The following is a 20,448-nucleotide window of genomic DNA, read 5'->3' on the forward strand; positions in this document are numbered from 1 at the left end:
GTGTTCCGGTCCGTGTCAGCGGAAGCCGGAGATCGTGATCGACCGCACGAGGTGTTTCGGGAAGACCAGGAAGAGGACGACGAGCGGCACGATCGCCAGCGTCGTCGCTGTCATGACAACTGTCCAGTTGCCGTTGTACTGGGATTGGAGGCTAGCAGTCGCGACCGTGGTCACCCGCCACGTGTCACCGCTCGTGATGACGAGGGGCCACAGGAAGCTGTTCCACTGGCTCACGGCCGTGATGAGCACCAGGGTGGCGATGATCGGCCGCGAGAGCGGCACCACCACCTCCACGAGGATGTCGAGGGTGGAGGCGCCGTCGAGCCGGGCGGCGTCCACCAGGTCCTGCGGGATGCCGCGGAAGTACTCGCGCAGCAGGAAGATCGCGTACGGGCTGCCAAACGAGAAGGGGAGGACGAGGCCCCAGAAGGTGTCGCGCAGCCCGAGCTGCACCATCATCAGGTACAGGGGCACGACCAGCACGACCGCAGGAACCATCAGCGTCGCCAGGTACACCCAGAACAGCGCCTCCCGGCCCGGGAAGTCGACCCGGGCGAAGGCGTACGCGGCCATGATCGAGAAGACGATCTGGAACACCAGGATGAAGGCCGCCATCAGCACGGTCACGCCGAGCGCCCGCCCGAAGCCGGCCGGCCCCGCGAACAGCGTGACGATGTTCTCGACGGTCCACGGGTCGGGTGCCGCCAGCGCGGGCTGCTGCGCGAACTGCTGCGGCGTCTTGAAGGCCGTCATCGCGCTCAGGAGGAACGGCGCCAGTGTGATGACGGCTCCCGCGAGGAGCACAACGTAGATCGCCGCGGTGCGGAGGACGCGGCTAGTCGACCTCATACGTCGTCCTCCGCCGGAAGTAGAGCTGCTGGCCGACCGTGATCGCCACCAGGATGACGAGCAGCACGATCGCCATGACCGCAGCGCGGCCGAAGTCGAACGTCTGGAACGCTTCCGTGTAGATCCGGTTCGCGACGACGTCGGTCCGACGCTCCGGTCCGCCTCCCGTCAGCGCGTAGATCTGATCGAACAGCTGGAACACCGCGATCACGCTCGTCACCAGCACGAAGAACATCGTCGGCCGCAGCAGCGGGAGCTTGATCCGCCAGAACAGGGCGACCGGACCGGCCCCGTCGATGCGCGCCGCCTCCACCACGTGCTGCGGGATGGCGAGCAGCCCGGCCATGAAGAACAGCGTGACGTAGCCGACGTTCGTCCAGATGACCACGGCCGCTGCGGCGGGCAGCGCGAGCACCGGGTCCGTCAGCCACTCGATGCGCACGCCGAGGATCGCGGTGAGGGCGCCGCCGGTCGGGGCGAAGATCCACTTCCACACGATGCCGAGGGCGAGCGGCGCGCAGATCCACGGCAGCACGTAGATGGTGCGCAGCAGCGTCGACCCCGGCAGACCCCTGGTGAGCAGGGAGGCCGCGAAGAGCCCCAGCGCCGTCTGCACCGGGATCACGACCACCACGAACAGCAGCGTGACCAGCAGGGAGTTGCCGAAGACCGGGTCCGTCAGCACCGATGCGTAGTTGGCGAGACCGACGAACCGCGCCGGGCGGATGAGGTCCCAGCTCTGGAAGCTCAGCCAGACCACCACCAGCACCGGGAAGACGAGGAAGCAGGCGATCCCGAACAGGCTGGGCGCCAGCAGCGCATAGCCGGTGACCGCATCCCGGCGGCGCAGCGCGGGGGATCGGGAGGGCCGGCTCAGCGGTTCTCCCACCACGCGAGCAGGCGGCGGGTGGCCTCCTCCTCGCCGAGCGGGCCTTCGTCGAGCCGGAGCTCGAGCAGGAACTTCATGGCCTGCCCCACCTCGCGCCCGGGCTTCAGGCCGAGGATCGCCATGACCTGGGTGCCGTCGAGGTCGGGGCGGACCGCGTCCAGCTCCTCCTGCTCCTGCAGCGCGGCGATCCGCGCCTCCAGGTCGTCGTAGGCGAAGCCCAGCCGATCGGCCTTGCGGCGGTTGCGCGTCGTCACGTCCGCCCTGGTGAGCATGTGGAGGCGCTCGAGCTGATCGCCCGCGTCGCGCACGTAGCGACGCACGGCCGAGTCGGTCCACTGCGCGTCGGCGTAGCCGAAGAACCGCAGGTGCAGCTCGATCAGCCGGGCGACCGCGTCGATCGTCGCCTTGTCGAAGCGCAGCGCGGTGAGCCGCTTCTTGGCGAGCTTCGCCCCGACGAGGTCGTGGTGATAGAAGCTGACCGCTCCGCCCGGCTCGAACCGGCGGGTCGCCGGCTTGCCGATGTCGTGCAGGATGGCCGCCAGCCGCAGGACGAGGTCGGGCGCCTCACCGGGGTGCCGCTCCTTCTCGTAGCCGATCGCCTGGTCGAGCACGGTGAGACTGTGTTGATAGACGTCCTTGTGGTGGTGGTGCTCGTCCACCTCGAGCCGGAGCGCGGGGATCTCGGGCAGCACCTCGTCGGCGAGCCCGGACTCCACGAGCAGCTCGATCCCCGGGTGCGGCTCGTCGGCGAGCAGCAGCTTCGTGAGCTCGTCGCGCACCCGCTCGGCGCTGACGATGCGGATGCGCTCGGCCATGTCGCTCATCGCCGCTCGCGTCTCGTCGTCGACGGTGAAGCCGAGCTGAGCGGCGAAGCGCGCCGCGCGCAGCATCCGGAGCGGGTCGTCGCCGAACGACACCTCCGGGCTCGACGGCGTCGTGATGGTCCGGCTCAGCAGGTGCTCGACGCCGCCCGACGGGTCGACCAGCCGCACCTCGGGGATGCGCAGCGCCAGCGCGTTGACGGTGAAGTCGCGGCGCAGGAGGTCGCCCTCGAGCGTGTCGCCGAACTGCACCTCCGGCTTGCGGGTCTGCCCGTCGTAGCTGTCACTGCGGTACGTCGTGATCTCGACGGTATCGTCGCCGAAGCGGCCGCCGATCGTGCCGAACTGGCGGCCGATGTCCCAGACGGCGTCGGCGATGGGGGAGAGGACGCGGAGGATGTCGTCAGGCCTGGCGTCCGTCGTGAAGTCGAGGTCGTGCACGGGCCGGCCGAGGAGCGCGTCGCGGACGGGGCCGCCGACGAGCGACAGCTCGTACCCCGCGGCCGCGAAGGCGTCGGCGACGCGGGCGACGGTCGGCGCCGCGGCGAGGTCGCCGAGGCGTTCGAGGGATTCGGCGACGCTGTGCATGGTGCCTCAGTTTAACGGGCGCGCTCGCCGGCCTCTCAGGGGTCGGCCTCTAGAATCGTCGACATGGAGGCCGAGTCGGGATCGCGCGTCGACGCATGAGCGCACCCGTCCCCACCCTCCGGCGGGGGTCCTCCCTCCGGCGCGTCGTCGCGGCCCTCGCGGCCGTCGTCGGCCTCACGCTCGTCGCAGGCTCCGGCGTCGCGCCGGCAGCAGCAGCTCCCATCTCGGCGTCAGCGTCCGCGCGACCGTCCGCTGCGCCGGCCGCCACGGAGAGCACGATCTCCGCGACTCTCGGCACCGACAACGCCGGCCTGGTCTCGCCCGGACAGAACCTCACCGCGTCCGTCTCCATCAACAACCCCACCGACATCGCGCACGGCCCGGGCTCCGTCGACCTGTGGTTCGAGCCGGACCCGCAGGGTTCGCGCAACGACCTGACGTCGTGGCTCGGCTCCACCGACCCCGTCAGCGGCGAGACGAAGCTGGGCACCGCCACGGTCCCCGTGCTCGAGCCGGGGACCACCACGGTCGTCCGTGTCCAGGTGCCTGCCGCAGCCCTGCCGTTCGCCACCCGCACGACGACGGCCGTCTTCGGCCTCGGCGCGACCGTGACCGCCGGTTCGGCGACCGCTGAGGCCCGCTCGTCGTTCGTCTGGAGCCCCGGGGGCGCCGCCACACGGTCGGAGGTGACCGTCGCGATGCCGATCGTCAGCCCGTCGACCGCCGACGGCCTCCTCTCCGCCCAGGACCTCAACACCTACACGGCGCCCAACGGCGTACTCACGCGCGACCTCGACGGCCTGGAGGGGCACAGCACCGTCGCGGTGGGCATCGACCCGATGATCATCGCGTCGATCCGTGCCCTCGGGAACGCGGCGCCCGACTCCGCCGTGGAGTGGCTGGACCGCCTCGCAGCGCTGCCGAACGACACCTTCTCACTCGGTTACGGGGATGCGGACGTCGCCGGACAGCTGCAATCCGGCCTCACGGCGCCGCTGACCCCCACCTCGCTGACGTACGCGCTCGACCCGGCCGACTTCTCCCCGACGCCGACCTCGATCGGCGAGCCGGCGACCTCCACGCCCACCCCGACCGCCACCGGCCCCACGCCCAGCCCCACGCCGACGAGCGGGCCGTCGCTGCCGTCGACCGAGAACCTCCTCGCGTGGGACTACTCCTTGCAGGGCATCGCCTGGCCCGGGGACAAGACGCTGCGCACCGCCGACATCCCGCCCCTCGCCTCCGCCGGCCTCCGCACCCTGGTCGTGTCGGGCGACAACAGCAACGCCGCCGAGCTCGACGGCACGCCGAACGCCGCCCTGAGCGCGAGCGGTGCACAGCTCGCGATCGCCGATCAGCGCCTCTCCGACGCCCTCCGCCAGGCGGTGTCCGCTCCCAGCGACGTCGCCTGGAACACCGCGATGGGGCGGCTGAACGCCCAACTGGCCCTGATCAGCCAGGAGGGAGGCGACGCGCGGAGGCTGCTCGTCGCCCTCGACCGCTCATGGCCGTCCAGCGGCACGCAGCTCTCGCGCACCCTCGACGCGCTGTTCTCGTCGCAGTGGGCGACGCCCTCGACGTTCCGCGAGACGGTGTCGGCCGCTCAGACCGGCGGCCTCGCCCTGCAGGACGCCCCCGAGTCGCAGGCGCGGCTCGACAGCATCCGCGGGCTGCTCTCGGACGAGCAGTCCCTCGACCAGTTCGCGACGGTGCTGGACAACCCCGAGACGATGACCGGACGGGTCCGCGCCGAGCTGCTGACGCTGCTCGCCGTCTCGTGGCAGAACCCGCGCTCCGATTGGACGACAACGGTCGCGGACACCCGTGCGAACACGGTGAAGACGCTGCACTCCATCCGCATCCTGCCGACCGAGAACGTCAACCTCGTGAGCGCGCAGGGCTCGATCCCCTTCACCGTCAGCAACGAGCTCGACGGGGAGGCCGCCACCGTCGTCCTCATGGCCAGCCCCTCCAACGGCCGGCTCGAGATCGACGGCGACACGACCAAGCGCATCCTGCCCGACTCGCGCACCAACCTCCTCGTGCCGGTGAAGGCGAAGGTCGGCAACGGCCAGGTGGTGCTCTCGCTGCGGCTCTACAGCCCGACCGGTGTGCCCATCGGCGACCCGAGCTCCGTCACGGTGGATGTGCACGCGGACTGGGAGGGCATCGGCGCGCTGATCCTCGGCGCCCTGCTGGTGCTCCTGTTCGGCTTCGGCATCGTGCGCAACATCGTGCAGCGGCGCCGGCAGCGGCGCCAGAAGGGGCAGGAGGGGCAGGAGGCTGCGGAGCCGGCCGACTCCGCTCCGACCGCCGAGGCCCCCGACGACGGCGGCAAGCGTGGCTAGCGTCGGCCGCGCGAGCGCGATGCTCGCCTCCGGCACCTTCGTCTCGCGCATCCTCGGCTTCGCGAAGGCCTGGCTGCTGGTGCAGGCGATCGGCGCGATCAGCTTCGCGGCCAACGCCTACAGCACGGCGACGATCGTGCCCAACAGCATCTACGCGATCATCGCGCAGGGCATCCTCAACGCGATCCTGGTCCCGCAGATCGTCCGCGCCTCCGTGAACGCGGACGGCGGCCGCGCGTACATCAACAAGCTCGTCACCCTCGGCATGGTGGTGTTCGCGGCCGTCGCCGTCCTCGCCACGCTGCTCGCGCCCGCCCTGATCGCGCTGTTCGGTCTCCGCGGGGCCCAGGCCGAACTGGCCACGGCCTTCGCCTACTGGTCGCTGCCGCAGATCTTCTTCCTCGGCCTTTACACGCTGCTGGGGGAGGTGCTGAACGCCCGCAAGTCGTTCGGGCCGTTCACGTGGGCGCCGGTCGTGAACAACGTCGTCGCCATCGTGCTGCTCGCGGCCTTCATCGTGGCGTTCGGCGGCTACTCGGGCGGCGAGGGCCGCACGCACTGGAGCCCGGGGATGGTGGCGCTGCTCGCCGGCGGAGCGACCCTCGGCATCGCGGTCCAGGCGCTGATCCTCTTCCTGTTCTGGCGGCGGATCGGCCTCCGGTTCCGCTTCGACTTCGGCTGGCGCGGCGTGAACCTCGGCACCGCGGGCAAGGCCGCCGGCTGGACCTTCGCCATGCTGATCGCGACCCAGATCGCCGGACTGGTGGAGACCAACGTCGCGAACTCCGCCGGCCAGCAGTACGCCGGCCCGTTCGTGCTCAGCAACGCGTGGCTCATCTTCATGCTGCCGCACGGCATCATCGCGGTCTCGATCGTCACGGCGTACTACACGCGGATGGCCGAACACGCCCACCGAGGTGCGACCGCCGACTTCCGCCGCGACTTCTCGAGCGCCGCGCGCTCGATCATGTTCTTCATCGTCTTCTCGTCCGCCGCGCTGATCATCGTGGCGTTCCCGGTCGCGCGCGTGTTCACGCCCGACTACCGGGCGATGGGGCTGGTGCTGATCGCCTACCTCGTCGGCCTCGTGCCGTTCTCGCTCGTCTTCATGGCGCAGCGCGCCTTCTACTCGCTCGGCGACACCCGCACGCCGTTCTTCTTCACGCTCGCGCAGGTCGCGGTGGTCGTCGTCGGCGTGCTGGCCTGCTTCGCGGTCGCACCGGAGGTGCGCGCGGCGGCCGTCGCGCTCGTCGTCTCGATCGCGGGCACGGTGCAGGCCGTGCTCGCGTTCCTCCTGCTGCGCCGCCGCACCGGGGGAGTGGATGGCCGGCGCATCCTGAGCGGTCTCTGGCGCTTCGCCGTCGCCGGCGCCGCGGCCATGATCGCGGGCGGCGGCTTCCTCGTGATCCTCGGCGGGGTGGACCAGGGGGCATTCCCGGTCAGCGGATTCATCGGCGCCGTCGTCTCGTCGGCAGTCGTCGGCGTGGTCATGCTGGTGGTCTACGTGGGCTTCCTCGGGATGCTGCGCTCGCCCGAGCTCGCCACCGGTGTGGTGCCCCTTCTCGACCGGCTCGCGAGGCGATCCACGCGCTCCCAGTGACACGGAATAGCATCCGCCTAGGATGTGTTCTACACGCTGGCGCCTCCGAGCGGGGGCACCGCAGACCACAAGGAGTTCCGCCGTGCGGCAGATCATCATCATCGGTTCCGGCCCTGCCGGTTACACCGCGGCCATCTACGCCGCGCGAGCCAACCTCAAGCCGCTGCTGATCGCCTCCTCCGTCGAGGCGGGCGGCGAACTGATGAACACCACCGAGGTCGAGAACTTCCCCGGCTTCCCCGACGCCGTCATGGGCCCCGACCTCATGTTCAAGATGCAGGCGCAGGCCGAGAAGTTCGGCACCGAGATCGTCCTGGACGATGTCGTGTCCGTCGAGCTCACCGGCGACGTCAAGAGGGTCACCCTGGGCTCCGGCGCCGTGCACGAGTCCCTCGCCGTGATCTTCGCGACCGGCTCGGCCTACCGCAAGCTCGGCCTGGAGGACGAGGAGCGGCTGTCCGGCCACGGCGTCTCCTGGTGCGCCACCTGCGACGGCTTCTTCTTCCGCGAGCGCACCATCGCGGTCGTCGGAGGCGGCGACTCGGCGATGGAGGAGGCCACCTTCCTCACGCGCTTCGCCGACAAGGTCTACGTCATCCACCGCCGCGACTCGCTCCGCGCCTCCAAGATCATGCAGGAGCGCGCCTTCGCCAACGACAAGATCGAGTTCATCTGGAACTCCGAGGTCGTGGGCATCGGCGGCAACGAGCAGGTGCAGAACGTCCGCCTCCGCAACCTCGAGACGGGCGAGGAGAGCGAGCTCACCCTCCAGGGCCTGTTCATCGCGATCGGCAACGACCCGCGGGTGCACCTGGTGCACGGACAGCTCGACCTGACCGACGCGGGTACCATCGCCGTCGACGGGCGCAGCTCCAAGACCAACGTGGCGGGCGTGTTCGCCGCCGGCGACGTGATCGACCCCACCTACCGGCAGGCGGTCACCGCCGCCGCGTCGGGGACGGTCGCGGCACTCGACGCCGAGCACTACCTCACCACGCTGCCCCAGAGCCTGTTGGAGCGCGCCTCGGAAGGCGCGTCCGGCGACCTGGAACTCACGACCACCGCATAAGGAGAATCACACAATGTCAGCAGCACGTTCGGTCACGGACGCGACGTTCGAGCAGGACGTCCTCAACAGCGAGAAGACCATCCTCGTGGACTTCTGGGCGGAGTGGTGCGGTCCGTGTCGCGCCGTCGGCCCGATCCTCGACCAGATCGCCTCCGAGCACGCCGACAAGATCGAGATCGTCAAGCTCAACGTCGACGAGAACCCGCAGACCGCGGCGAAGTACCAGATCACCTCCATCCCCGCGATGAAGGTCTACAAGGGTGGCGAGGTCGTCAAGACCGTCATCGGCGCCAAGCCGAAGCCCGCCCTCGAGGCCGACCTGGCCGCCTACCTCGCGTAGCGCGACCCGTCCTCTCACAGACCCGTCCGGCGCTCATCCGCCGGGCGGGTCTTTTTCGTACCCGCGGGCCGTCCTCGATTTCCAGGGGAGCGCGCCCGCTGAATAGCATGGCTGAACGGCAGAGAACGGATGACTCGTGATTGAACAGGGCACCGCGCAGCAGCGCGGCAACAATCTGGACCCGTGGTACGACCACTACGCGACGCGCACCAGCGGCCTGGCCGCAAGCGAGGTCCGAGCCCTGTTCGCCGTCGCCAGCCGCCCCGAGGTGGTCTCGCTGGCCGGCGGCATGCCGTACGTCGCGGCGCTCCCGCAGGATCTCGTCGTCGGAGCCATGGATCGGGTCATGCGCGAGCAGGGTCCTGTCGCGCTGCAGTACGGCTCTGGGCAGGGCGTCCCGGCGCTGCGCGAGCAGATCCTGGATGTCATGGCGCTCGAGGGCATCAGCGGCAGCGCCGACGACGTGGTGGTCACCACGGGCTCTCAGCACGCGCTGGAGCTGTTCAGCAAGCTCTTCATCGACCCGGGCGACGTCGTCCTGGCCGAAGGGCCGTCCTACGTGACCGCCATGGTCATCTTCCGGTCGTACCAGGCGGAGGTCGACCACGTTCCGATGGACGAGCACGGCCTGATCCCGGAGGCGCTGCGCGAGCACATCGCGCGCCTCAAGTCGGCGGGCCGCCGCGTGAAGTTCCTCTACACGGTCCCGACCTTCCACAACCCCGCCGGCGTGACGCTGACGTGGGAGCGGAGGCTCGAGATCCTCGAGATCGCTCGGCAGAACGACATCCTGGTACTCGAGGACAACCCCTACGGCCTCCTCTACTTCAACGAGAAGCCACCGGCCGCCATGCGCTCGGTCGAGAAGGAGGGCGTGGTCTACCTGGGCACGTTCTCGAAGACGCTCGCGCCCGGGTTCCGCGTCGGCTGGGCGCTGGCGCCGCACGCCATCCGCGAGAAGCTCATCCTCGCCAACGAGGCCGCCGTGCTCAGCCCCAGCTCGTTCAGCCAGCTCGTCATCTCGCAGTACCTGCGCGACGCCGACTGGAAGGGCCAGATCGACACGTTCCGCGGCGTGTACCGGGAGCGCAAGGAGGCCATGATCTCCGCGCTCGAGGAGTACCTGCCCGACCTGCACTGGACGAACCCGAACGGCGGGTTCTACGTGTGGCTGACCCTCCCGTCGCATCTCGACTCCAAGGCGATGCTGCCGCGAGCCGTCACGGAACTGGTCGCGTACACGCCGGGGACCGCCTTCTACGGCGACGGCTCCGGCGCGCAGAACATCCGCCTGTCGTTCTGCTATCCGACGCCCGAGAACATCCGCGTGGGCATCCGGCGCCTCGCGAACGTGATCAACGGCGAGCAGGACCTGCTCGACACGTTCGCCGGAACGGGACCGCTCACCGCCAACCGCTCGGACCGGACGAGCGCCAACCCGCCGACCGACCTGCGCTGACGCGCCCCTTGTCTAGAAAAGAGCTGATCATGGCCCAAAACGGTGCCCTCGACATCGTCGTCCTGGCCGGCGGCATCTCGCACGAGCGCGACATCTCGCTGCGCAGCGGCCGTCGTGTCGCCGACGGGCTCAACTCGCTCGGACACCGCGTCACCGTGCGGGAGCCGGACGCCTCGCTGCTCGGCTTCCTGACGGAGCAGCGGCCCGACGTCGTGTGGCCTGCGCTGCACGGCGCGAGCGGGGAGGATGGGGCTCTCCGGGCGCTGCTGGAGCTTGCGCAGGTGCCCTTCGTCGGCTCCCGCACCGACGCCTCACGTCTCGCCTGGTCGAAGCCGACCGCGAAGGCGATCGTCGCCCGAGCCGGGGTCGCGACCCCGGCGGCGGTCACGCTGCCGCGCGAGACCTTCCGTGAGCTGGGCGCGAACAGCGTTCTGGCCACGGTGCTGGATGCGCTGGGCGTCCCGGTCGTCGTGAAGCCCGCGCAGGGCGGCTCGGCCCAGGGTGTGACCATCGTCACGCGGGCGGAGGAGCTGCCTCGGGCCATGGTCGATGCCTACACCTACTCCGAGGTCGCCCTCATCGAGCGGAAGGTGGAGGGGGTGGAGGTGTCGGTCGCCGTGCTCGACACCGGTGACGCTCCCGAAGCCCTGCCGGCTGTCGAGATCGAGCCGCTGGGCGGGGCATACACGTTCGACGCGCGGTACAACGCGGGGGAGACCCGCTTCTACGTCCCCGCCCGCCTCGACGACACGATTGCCGAGGCCGTCGCTGCGGCCGCGACCGCCGCCCACAGCGCACTCGGGCTGCGCCATCTCTCGCGCATCGACCTCATCGTCGACGCCGACGGTGTGCCGTGGTTCTTGGAGGCGAATGTTCTGCCCGGTCTGACCGAGACGTCGATCATGCCCCAGGCGATCGCCGCGTCGGGCCGGGATCTGGGAGACGTGTACGCGGCGCTGGCTGTCGCGGCCATCGCTGACGCGTCATAGGCCTCTTCGGTTCTCCTGAGAAGCCCCGATCCCGCTGGGCCAGCGGGATCGGGGCTTCTTCATCCTGCTCTCGGGTCAGGAGTAGGCCGGCTGTCCGATCTCCTCGAGGATGCGATTGAGGTCCTGGATGGTCGCGAAGTCGACGACGATCTGTCCCTTGCGAGCTCCGAGCGAGATCTTGACGCGGGTGTTGAGGCGGTCGCCCAATTGGCCGGCGATCTCGTCGAGGTGTCCCCGGTGCTTGCCCGGTGTGGCCTTGGTCCGCGCCGGCTTGGGAGCCATGCTGGCCGCGGCCTCCGCCGCTCGCACCGACAGGTCCTCGTTCACGATCTTGTCGGCGAGCCGCAGCATCGCCTCCTCGTCGGGGGCGAGGGAGAGGATCGCGCGGGCGTGGCCAGCCGACAGCACGCCTGCGGCGACGCGCGCCTGCACGGCGGCGGGGAGCTTAAGGAGGCGGATGGTGTTGGTGATCTGCGGGCGGGAGCGGCCGATGCGGGTGGCGAGCTCGTCCTGCGTGATCCCGAAGTCGGCGAGCAGCTGCTGGTAGGCGGATGCCTCTTCCAGCGGGTTGAGCTGCGAGCGGTGGAGGTTCTCCAGCAGCGCGTCGCGCAGCATCGCGTCGTCGGCGGTGTCCTTGACGACGGCAGGGATAGTGGCGAGGCCGAGCTCCTTCGTCGCGCGAAGGCGCCGCTCGCCCATGATCAGCTCGTACTTGTCCTTCTGGCCGGCCAGGGGACGCACGACCACCGGCTGGAGGACGCCGACCTCCCGGATGCTGGCGACGAGTTCGGCCAGGGCGTCCGGGTCGAACTCTGTGCGCGGCTGCACCGGGTTGGGGACGATGTCGAGAGGGGAGAGGTTGGCCAGCCGGGCGCCGGGGACGGCGACGAGGTCCTCACCGGCGGGCTCGATCGGAGCCGCAGGGAAGAACACGTCGACCGGTCGGGTGGCCTGGTCGGAGGTGGGGATCAGGGCGCCGATCCCACGGCCGAGGCCGGTGCGCTTCGCTGCCATTAGCGGGGTACTCCTCTGCGTGCGATTTCAGCGGCCGCCTCCATGTAGGAGAGCGACCCGGACGAGTTGGTGTCGTAGCTGATGACGCTCTGCCCGTAGCTCGGCGCCTCGGAGATGCGCACCGAGCGGGGGATGATCGTGTTCAGCACCTCCTTGGGGAAATGCTCGCGAACATCCGCCGCCACCTGATGGGCCAGGTTGGTGCGGGAGTCGTACATCGTCAGCAGGATCGTGGAGACGCGAAGCTTCGGGTTCAGGTGCCGCTCGATCAGCTGGATGTTCTTGAGCAGCTGGCTCAGCCCCTCCAGCGCGTAATACTCGCACTGGATCGGGATGAGCACCTCCGTCGCCGCGACGAAAGCGTTGATCGTCAGCAGGCCGAGCGACGGGGGACAGTCGATCAGCACGTAGTCGATGTCGTATTCGTCCAAGAACCGGTTGAGCGCCCGACTCAGCCGCTGCTCGCGAGCCACCATCGACACGAGCTCGATCTCCGCTCCCGCGAGGTCGATCGTCGCCGGGATCACGAACAGCCCGTCGAACTCCGGGCTCTTCTGGATGACCTCCTCGAGCTCCCGGTCGTTCACGACCACGTCGTAGACGCTCGGCGTACCCTCCCGGTGCTCGACGCTCAACGCTGTCGAGGCATTCCCCTGCGGATCCAAGTCGATCACCAGCACCCGCGCGCCCGACTTCGCCAGGGCCGCCGAAAGGTTGACGACGGTCGTCGTCTTCCCGACGCCGCCCTTCTGGTTCGAGATGGTGAAGATCCGCGTCCGAGACGGCAACGGCAGCGTCTCCGCCGCAATCGCCTGCCGCCGCCGAGTCAGGTCCGCCAGCTCCCGCGCCAGCGGCGTCGACGCATCAAAAGCCGTCACATCCGCCTCAGCAGGAACGTCCTGATCCGGTTGTTTCACGTGAAACCTCGTCGCTCGTCTGGTGCACGGCACCGGCTTCTGTCGGGGACCGACGCACCTCCGGCGCGCCACTGCTCAACTCTAACCCGCACGACTGACCGCACCCTGTCACGCGCGCGCGATCTGTGGAAAGACCGGGGCGGGGTGGGGGATGGGGAGGGAAGGGGAGGGGAGACGGAGAGGGGAGATGAGAAGGAGCACCGGGCCGGCGACAGTGGCGGCGATGGCGCGGAGGGCGAAGGGCGACTCTGCGAGCAGCCGCGCCGACGCAACGTGTGATCTTTGGAAAGGAGGCCCTCCGGGTACGCGGGGGCCGGCGGTGCACGCGGCGCTTGGGAGTGCGTGACCCCGCGGAGAACAGGTACCAGCGGGGAGCGGGAAGAGGGCCGTCGACGAAGCAGGCGCCAGCGGAAACGAGACACCGCCACCGAACGTCAGAAGCCGCATTGACCGGTGCACGGGACGAGAGAGCGCCCGCCGAAAGTTTGTCGGCGCCGATCGTTGTCGGCGCCGAAAGGTGCCAACGCCGGCAGTCGACCGCGTCGAGAGGGCTCCCGCGCCGACAGGACGCCGCGCCGACAAGTTGCCCGCTCCGACAGGCGCCCGCGCCGACAAGTTGCCCGCTCCGACAGGCACCCGCGCCGACAAGTTGCCCGCTCCGACAGGCACCCGCACCGACAGGCACCCGCACCGACAGGCACCCGCACCGACAGGCACCCGCACCGACAGGCACCCGCACCGACAGGCACCCGCACCGACAGGCACCCGCACCGACAGGCACCCGCACCGACAGGCACCCGCACCGACAGGCACCCGCACCGACAGGCACCCGCACCGACACAGGCACCCGCACCGACAGGCACCCGCACCGACAGGCACCCGCACCGACAGGCACCCGCACCGACAGGCACCCGCACCGACAGGCACCCGCACCGACAGGCACCCGCACCGACAGGCACCCGCACCGACAGGCACCCGCACCGACAGGCACCCGCACCGACAGGCACCCGCACCGACAGGCACCCGCACCGACAGGCACCCGCACCGACAGGCACCCGCACCGACAGGCACCCGCACCGACAGGCACCCGCACCGACAGGCACCCGCACCGACAGGCACCCGCACCGACAGGCACCCGCACCGACAGGCACCCGCACCGACAGGCACCCGCACCGACAGGCGCTTCGGGGCATACCGCTGACCATCGGGCAAGCAAGGGCGCGCCGGCGAACGGCGGCCATGATCGTAACGCGCCGTCCACAAGATCCGGCCGCCGACTATAGAGGCGTCAAGGGAGCGATGCGATGTCGTCGCCACGAGGAGCTGGAGCAGGACGGCGGCGCACGCAAGGCGACGACACCTGCGGCGACAGGACGTCCGGGGCGAGGGCGCCCGCCGCGGACGGGCGCACTCGGGCATACCCCTGACCTTCCAGGAAGCGAGGGTGCGGCGGCGAACGGCGGCCATCCTCGTAAAGCGTCGCCAACGTAGAAGGGCGTCGACGAGGAAAGCGTCAGCGGAACGATACCGGCCGCCGCACACGAGGTGCCTGAGCGAGAAGGCGCCACAGCCACAGGCGCACGCGGCCAGGCGATGTCCGCGGCAGAACGTAGGCGTTTGGCGGGGGAGTGGAGAATCGTCCGCGGTGAAGGCGCACCTACTGAATCCGCAAGCTAGTGTCCAAAGCCTGGAGCAGCGCTGAATAGATTCGTCGCGGGTTCCATCGTCAGCCCTTAGTCAGTACGCAGCAGCCTTACACCGGAGGGGCGGGAGTTACTGCGAGGCACCATTGGCCGACTGCGGGCTCCGCTGCCGGTCCTGCGGTACTGGCGCGGCGAGTACGCAGTAGGAGCGACGGCAGTCAGGGCATCACTTTGGCGTCGTGCGCATGAGTCGGCGAATCCGAGGTCACGGGTACTGTCCATGCGGCGGTGCACTTGCTCGTCCCGCTTTGGCGCGTTTCACGTGAAACATGCGTCGGCATGGAGAGCGTGCTCTGCCCGTCGGGGGTGACCCGGCGCGCCATGGTTGGCTCGACATCAGCCTCCCTCGAACTCGCTCAGCTACACCACTTCGGTTTGTGCGCCCGCGACGGGATCCCTCCTGGCGGTCGGGGTCTTAGGTCTTAGGCACATCGCACAATGCGCTGCGCCCTACCCACGCCGCTCCTCGTAAGCGAGGCTCCCTACACACGCGATCTGAGTTGGCTGAGTGGGCCGCAAGACGGCCGGGGATGACGGCAGACTGGGCGCGCGCCGAGCACGCGCATACGCGCGAGCAGAAGTTGCGCCCGCGTCACCGGACGCCGCGTCGAACTGGGCAGCGCTCTAGCTAAACCAAGGCGAGACATGGCTGGGTGGGATCAACGAGGTCCGATGGACTGGCGGTAATCGCCTCCGCGCTGCAGATGCTGGATGACTGCCGCGACGACGGTTCGATTGTCCAGCTCGTCGAACCGCACGCGGCTGGTCGTCGTTGTCTCGGCGACACTAAGACCACGCGCCCGCGGGAGGCGGACGGTTGGAATGCCTGGTTTCACGTGAAACAACGCACGGACATGCAGTCCTGGCGACGCGGTGTCGTGATCTCGGCGGCGCCGAAATCGCGCTCCCGCGGGAGGTAGACGGTTGGAAGGTCTCGTTTCACGTGAAACAACGCACGGACATGCAGTCCTGGCGACGCGGTGTCGTGATCTCGGCGGCGCCGACATCGCGCTCCCGCGGGGGAGTGGACGGTTGGAGGGGAATCGTTCCGCGTCGAACAACAGTGAGGCTATGCGGCCACACCCGGACTACACCCGCCCAAGAGCACTAGTCCTACGAGGGGTGACGCACCGAGGTCTAGCTCGGAGGATTGGACCGCCATCAGCGTCGAGCTACCGGGGGAGCAGGAGCGCGGCGCTTGTCGCAAAGCTACAGTGGCGCACTCGTGGCACGTATAGACCCAGAAATCGACGACTGCGCTTCCCGAGATCAGCGCAGTTTCACGTGAAACACAGACGATCAGCGCAGACGCGGGTCGCGACAACCGACAGCCGGGGGACACAGCTCACATAGCGAGCTCCGCTCGGCTTCGTCAAACCACCGCACGCGCGCCTGACCAGCGGGCACGCCGATCGGGAGGGAGGTCGCCGGCAGGCGAGACTCAAGCGCCACGAGTTAGGACGGATCCCCGGACGTCACAGCCTTCGTGTCGCTTTGCACCCCTCATGCCAAGGCAAATCCACTCAGGCCGTTGCTGCACCGTTGCTGCACCCGGCAGCGCTCGGACAGCACCAGCACCCGGCGTAACGGATGGCCCGTCCGGCCGCCGCCTGCTTTCTACTGACCGCCAGCTGCCGCCGAAGCGAGCGATAGACGCCCTATCGCAGCCCCGATACGCGACAGACAGGTTACTTTACCGGTGCCAGTAGCAAACCGCCGCACCATCGGTACGACTCCTCGCGGATGTCTTGAGCGGGGAGAACCGTCTGTAGGGTGCCGAAGTTGCCGGTCGAACGCACAGGCGTTCGGCATAGCCAGACGGAGTTGCCCGCCTCCACTCCACTGCATCCAAGATGTCGGACGTCTGAGGCACGGCGCGCGGCGAACACCCTCGGATGACGTCACTGACAGGTTCCCCAGGAGTCACCACGAGTGCCTGGCGAGTACGTACGCCCGCGTGTTCGACGGCGGGAGCACCATGTTCGCGACGAGAAAGGCGGTGCACGTAGCAGCGAACCACCGCAACGCGCCCGGATCTACATACCTGTCAACGTCGAGAACGCATGCGCCGACTTCCGAACATGGGCGCCCTCTCTACGGAAACGGTCAGCCCAGCAGGGGAGAAGACGAACACACATCACTCCAGTCCGATCGTCGACTCGTCGAAGCACGAAATAGAAGGACTGCACCTCCCACCCACGCAGCTGCTTCCAGGTACCAATCGCGGGTTCGCGATTCCGCAACAACCGCCTGCCCTTCGAGCGCGGTCCGAGCATCCGTTCCTCACAGGCACCTCGCCAGGTAGCGAGAATCGAGCAAGCAACCGCCGCCCGGGTGCTTCACCGGGCACCAATCACCGCATCGATCGCCGAGAACGCAGTCGAGCAGGCCCAGATATCCGAAATCAGCCCGATATTGGACGAACTCGGATGACTGAACAGCGCCTTAGGATGGCTCCTGCCGAACCGAAGCAGTGCATTCAGTTCGCTCTGAGCCATCCTGAGCCCTCCATCGGACGCTCCGACCGACCAAGAATCGGCCAGCACAACGCCCTGGAGGCAGCCAAACCGACTCCCGACCGCCTCCGCAGCAAGAACGAGCAGCGAACCCGCCTACCGCACCGTTCCATGAATAACGCGCGTGATCTCGTCCAGGACCCCGTCCCCGAGTTCCACCACTTCGAGGTCATGCGCCTTGTACTTGCGGATCTCCTTCGTCGCAGCATCGAGCTCCGCCTGGGCGCCGGCGCCCTTCATGAGCACCAGCTGGCCGCCGTCGCGGAGCAGCGGAGCAGTCAGGGGGAGGAGTTTACGGAAGGCACTGACCGCGCGGGCCGTGATCTGGTCGAGTGGCTCATCGAGGCGAACTTCCTCGGCGCGGGCTCGGACGACCGTCACATTGTCGAGACCGAGCTCGGCGACCTGCTCCGTCAGCCATGCGACACGACGCTCCATCGGCTCGATCAGCACGAAGGAGACGTCCGGTCGAGCAATGGCGAGGACCAGTCCAGGGAGACCGGCGCCGCTGCCCACATCACCCACCCGGGCACCCGACCAGAGAAGCGGGGCGACGATCGCGGAGTTGAGGATGTGGCGCGACCACAAGCGGGGGAGTTCGAGCGGGCCGATGAGGCCGCGCTCCTCACCCTGCTCCGCAAGGTTGCGTGTGAATGCACGCGCGATCTCCAGGCGGTCGCCGAAGAGGGTCGCCGCGGCTGGAGGTTCGAGTTCGAGGAGGTCGCTCACCGTTTCACGTGAAACTTAGGCGCCGGAGATGACCGTGTAGCGGTCGCGTCCCTCGCCCCGAGAGGTGGAGACGAATCCCCGCTCGGAGACGATGTCGTGGACAAGCTTGCGCTCGTAGGAGGACATCGGCGGAAGCGCGGCCTCCGCGGCGCCACCCTCGAGCTTGCTGATGGCGTGCTCCACCAACGTGCCGAGCTCGGCCTGGCGGGCATCGCGCGAGCCGGCGATGTCGAGGATCAGGCGCGAGAACTCGCCGGTGCTGTTCTGCACGGCGAGGCGCGTCAGCTCCTGGAGAGCGGCCACGGTGTCGGGCTTCGTGAGGAGGTGGAGATTGGTTCCCTGCTCGGCGTTGACGGAGATGTAGGCGCGACCGTTGCGGGTGTCGATGTCGATGTCGCCGTCGATATCGGCGATGTCGAGCAGCTCCTCGATGTAGTCCGCGGCCACGTCGCCCTCACGGTCGAGGTCGGCGACGCTGGGGGAGTCGGACGAAACGCTCTCGGCCGAAGCGGACTCACCATCGGCGAAGTCGGCGACGCCGGCGACGCCGGAAGCGGCCGACTCGTCCGCGGGGGAGGGGGAGGTGAACTCGGTCTGCACGTCCGTCATGGTCCTACTTCTTTCCGGCCTGCTTCTTGGAACGGTTCTTGCTCACGGGCTGGACGCGCTGCGTGGGCTTCTTCGGCGCCTCCTCGACGGTCAGCACGATGCTGCCGTCGTCCTGCACGAGCTTGCCCTTGCGGGCGAGACGGGCCTCGCGGGCCTTCGCGGCGTCCGAGCCGGGCGTCGGCATGTTGCGGATGACGAGGAACTGCTGGCCCATGGTCCACAGGTTCGAGGTGAGCCAGTAGAACATGACGCCGAGGGGGAAGGCGAAACCGGAGAACAGGAACACGAAGGGGAGCAGGTACAGCAGGATGCGCTGCTGCTTGAACTGCGGGCTCGCCTTGGTCTCGGGCGACATGTTCTTCGAGACGATCTGCAGCTGGGTGAGGAACTGCGAACCAGTCATCAGGACCACCATCACAGCGGCGATCACCATGACCGCCACCTGCGGCGGATTGGCGTTCATCGCGCCCTGGAAGCTCTGGTGCAGCGGCGCGACGCCGAACAGTGTCGCACTGCCGAACTGCTTGGCGAGCGTCTCGTTCAGCGGGCCGACACCGGCGTGGCTGCTCTGGGCGCCATTCAGCACCTGGAACAGGGCGAAGAAGACCGGCATCTGCAGCAGCAGCGGGAGGCAGGAGCTCAGCGGGTTCGTACCCGTCTTCTTGTAGAGCTCCATGGTCTCGCGAGACATCGCCTCACGCGAGAACTGGTCCTTCTTGCCGCGGTACTTGTCCTGGATCTTCTTCAACTGCGGCGCGATCTCGAGCATGCGCCGCTGGTTCTTGATCTGGCGGACGAAGATCGGGATCAGCGCCGCGCGCACGACGACCGTCAGGCCGACGATCGACAGCACCCAGGTGAGGCCGGCCGCGGGGTCGAGCCCGACCTGCGTGAACAGCCAGTGGAAGGCGACGAGGATCAGCTCCACGACCCATTTGATGGGCCAGAGGATGGTACCGATGATGTCCATGTGCGGTTGCTACGCCTTTCCAGCGCTGGTGAGGGGGACGCCCGCGCGGCGGGCGACGACGAAGCCGAACGGCGTCACCCGGTAGCGGCGCTTGCGACGGAGGGGGACGTCGTCGACCCCTCCGGCCGCCCAAGGGTGACAGCGGAGGATGCGGCGCACACCGAGGAAGCCGCCGACGATCACGCCGTGCTCCTGGATGGCCTGCAGGGCATACGCCGAGCACGACGGGTAGTACCGGCACACGTCGCCGTACAGCGGCGAGATCACCGCGCGGTACGCCCGCAGAACGAGGACGGCGACGTTCCGCGGAAGGAGGAGCACTGCTGCGATCGCGGTGTTCATCGACGGACGTTGCCTCTGCTGGTGTGCGGCTACTGGTGGGACGGGCGGGGGGAGCGCCGCGCCGCCGAGCGGTCGGCGACGCGGGAGACCTCTTCGTGCAGGCTAGCCCACGACGCTTGGGCGGAGGCTGGCAAAGCTCTGATCACGACGTCGACCCCGCCCTCGCCGAAACGGGGGAGGAGGTCGTAGGCCGCCGCCTTCAACCGGCGACGGACGAGGTTGCGGCGCACCGCCACCCCGACCGCCTTGCTCACGATAAAGCCGAATCGCACCACGTCGGAGTCGGGATTCGGACGGACGTACGCAACGGTGTTCGTCCCGCTGAAGCGGGCACCGCGTCGCACTGTCGCCCGGTAGTCCGCCCCCCGCGTGATGCGATTGGCTTTGGCGAGCACCGGTGACGGTTACGCCGAGAGCTTCTCGCGGCCCTTGGCGCGACGAGCGGACAGGATGGCACGGCCGGCACGCGTGCGCATGCGCAGACGGAAGCCGTGGGTCTTGGCACGCTTGCGGTTGTTCGGCTGGAACGTTCTCTTGCTCATATCTATCTCTCCGTGGTGGTCGCTTCACAGGCCGGTGCTGAGGTGGTTCGGCCAGCACAGGGAGGCCAGGAAAGTTTCAGGGCAGCCTGAACGGCTGAAGTCAACTGATTAAAACTACGGCCTCGGTGGGACGCAGGTCAAACCAGCGGCAGGT

General features: G+C 68.7%; 18 protein-coding genes. 6 read left to right on the top strand and 12 right to left on the bottom strand.

The window, feature by feature from the left end; genetic code table 11:
- Positions 1 to 15 precede the first annotated feature (15 nt).
- From P5G50_RS03290 to P5G50_RS03300, 3 genes are read right to left on the bottom strand one after another with little or no spacing between them, the layout of a single operon-like run.
- Positions 16 to 849: a carbohydrate ABC transporter permease gene (locus tag P5G50_RS03290; RefSeq protein WP_301211686.1), complete on the bottom strand. Its 834-nt coding sequence runs from the start codon at positions 847 to 849 to the stop codon at positions 16 to 18.
- Entirely contained in the window at positions 836 to 1,738 is a 903-nt protein-coding gene (locus P5G50_RS03295; RefSeq protein WP_435870914.1) for a carbohydrate ABC transporter permease, read from the bottom strand. Before P5G50_RS03295 ends, P5G50_RS03290 begins: the two co-directional genes overlap by 14 nt.
- Positions 1,723 to 3,147 (bottom strand): CCA tRNA nucleotidyltransferase, encoded by a 1,425-nt coding sequence (locus P5G50_RS03300; protein ID WP_301211688.1) that lies wholly within the window; start codon positions 3,145 to 3,147, stop codon positions 1,723 to 1,725. The genes P5G50_RS03295 and P5G50_RS03300 overlap by 16 nt, the downstream gene beginning before the upstream one ends.
- A 95-nt stretch (positions 3,148 to 3,242) precedes the next feature.
- On the opposite strand from P5G50_RS03300, the gene P5G50_RS03305 reads away from it, so the two are divergent.
- The 6 genes from P5G50_RS03305 to P5G50_RS03330 all read left to right on the top strand — a co-directional run bounded on the left by P5G50_RS03305 (position 3,243) and on the right by P5G50_RS03330 (position 10,952).
- Positions 3,243 to 5,495, top strand: a complete 2,253-nt coding sequence (locus P5G50_RS03305; protein WP_301211689.1) for a DUF6049 family protein — start codon at positions 3,243 to 3,245, stop codon at positions 5,493 to 5,495.
- Entirely contained in the window at positions 5,488 to 7,095 is a 1,608-nt protein-coding gene (gene murJ, locus P5G50_RS03310) for a murein biosynthesis integral membrane protein MurJ (RefSeq protein WP_301211690.1), read from the top strand. Before P5G50_RS03305 ends, murJ begins: the two co-directional genes overlap by 8 nt.
- Before the next feature lie 82 nt (positions 7,096 to 7,177).
- Entirely contained in the window at positions 7,178 to 8,164 is a 987-nt protein-coding gene (gene trxB / locus P5G50_RS03315) for a thioredoxin-disulfide reductase (RefSeq protein ID WP_301211691.1), read from the top strand.
- Between the two features lie 13 nt (positions 8,165 to 8,177).
- Entirely contained in the window at positions 8,178 to 8,504 is a 327-nt protein-coding gene (gene trxA / locus P5G50_RS03320; protein ID WP_301211692.1) for a thioredoxin, read from the top strand.
- 136 nt (positions 8,505 to 8,640) lie between these two features.
- On the top strand, positions 8,641 to 9,963 hold the full coding sequence (locus tag P5G50_RS03325) for an aminotransferase-like domain-containing protein (RefSeq protein ID WP_301211693.1): 1,323 nt from the start codon (positions 8,641 to 8,643) through the stop codon (positions 9,961 to 9,963).
- A 29-nt stretch (positions 9,964 to 9,992) separates the two neighbouring features.
- Positions 9,993 to 10,952 (top strand): D-alanine--D-alanine ligase family protein, encoded by a 960-nt coding sequence (locus tag P5G50_RS03330; RefSeq protein WP_301211694.1) that lies wholly within the window; start codon positions 9,993 to 9,995, stop codon positions 10,950 to 10,952.
- 75 nt (positions 10,953 to 11,027) lie between these two features.
- On the opposite strand, the gene P5G50_RS03335 is transcribed toward P5G50_RS03330, so the two are convergent.
- The 9 genes from P5G50_RS03335 to rpmH form a co-directional block, all read right to left on the bottom strand.
- Positions 11,028 to 11,966, bottom strand: a complete 939-nt coding sequence (locus P5G50_RS03335) for a ParB/RepB/Spo0J family partition protein (RefSeq protein ID WP_301211696.1) — start codon at positions 11,964 to 11,966, stop codon at positions 11,028 to 11,030.
- Positions 11,966 to 12,883 carry a ParA family protein gene (locus tag P5G50_RS03340; protein WP_301211697.1) on the bottom strand — a complete coding sequence of 306 codons (918 nt, stop codon included), beginning with the start codon at positions 12,881 to 12,883 and terminating at the stop codon, positions 11,966 to 11,968. Before P5G50_RS03340 ends, P5G50_RS03335 begins: the two co-directional genes overlap by 1 nt.
- 4,042 nt (positions 12,884 to 16,925) lie before the next feature.
- Complete coding sequence (locus tag P5G50_RS03345; RefSeq protein WP_301211699.1) at positions 16,926 to 17,084, bottom strand: hypothetical protein; 159 nt, start codon at positions 17,082 to 17,084, stop codon at positions 16,926 to 16,928.
- Between the two features lie 114 nt (positions 17,085 to 17,198).
- Positions 17,199 to 17,831, bottom strand: coding sequence for a 16S rRNA (guanine(527)-N(7))-methyltransferase RsmG (gene rsmG / locus P5G50_RS03350; protein WP_301211701.1), 633 nt, complete (start codon positions 17,829 to 17,831; stop codon positions 17,199 to 17,201).
- Positions 17,832 to 17,846: 15 nt separating this feature from the next.
- Entirely contained in the window at positions 17,847 to 18,440 is a 594-nt protein-coding gene (locus tag P5G50_RS03355) for a Jag family protein (protein WP_301211702.1), read from the bottom strand.
- Positions 18,441 to 18,444: 4 nt separating this feature from the next.
- Positions 18,445 to 19,410 (bottom strand): membrane protein insertase YidC, encoded by a 966-nt coding sequence (gene yidC / locus P5G50_RS03360; RefSeq protein WP_301211703.1) that lies wholly within the window; start codon positions 19,408 to 19,410, stop codon positions 18,445 to 18,447.
- A 9-nt stretch (positions 19,411 to 19,419) separates the two neighbouring features.
- Positions 19,420 to 19,752 carry a membrane protein insertion efficiency factor YidD gene (gene yidD, locus P5G50_RS03365; RefSeq protein ID WP_301211704.1) on the bottom strand — a complete coding sequence of 111 codons (333 nt, stop codon included), beginning with the start codon at positions 19,750 to 19,752 and terminating at the stop codon, positions 19,420 to 19,422.
- 29 nt (positions 19,753 to 19,781) lie between these two features.
- Positions 19,782 to 20,147: a ribonuclease P protein component gene (gene rnpA / locus P5G50_RS03370; protein ID WP_301211706.1), complete on the bottom strand. Its 366-nt coding sequence runs from the start codon at positions 20,145 to 20,147 to the stop codon at positions 19,782 to 19,784.
- A gap of 9 nt (positions 20,148 to 20,156) precedes the next feature.
- Positions 20,157 to 20,294, bottom strand: a complete 138-nt coding sequence (rpmH, locus tag P5G50_RS03375) for a 50S ribosomal protein L34 (RefSeq protein WP_055922080.1) — start codon at positions 20,292 to 20,294, stop codon at positions 20,157 to 20,159.
- Positions 20,295 to 20,448 lie beyond the last annotated feature (154 nt).

The organism is Leifsonia williamsii, assembly GCF_030433685.1.
In the GTDB taxonomy this organism is placed as follows: domain Bacteria; phylum Actinomycetota; class Actinomycetes; order Actinomycetales; family Microbacteriaceae; genus Leifsonia; species Leifsonia williamsii.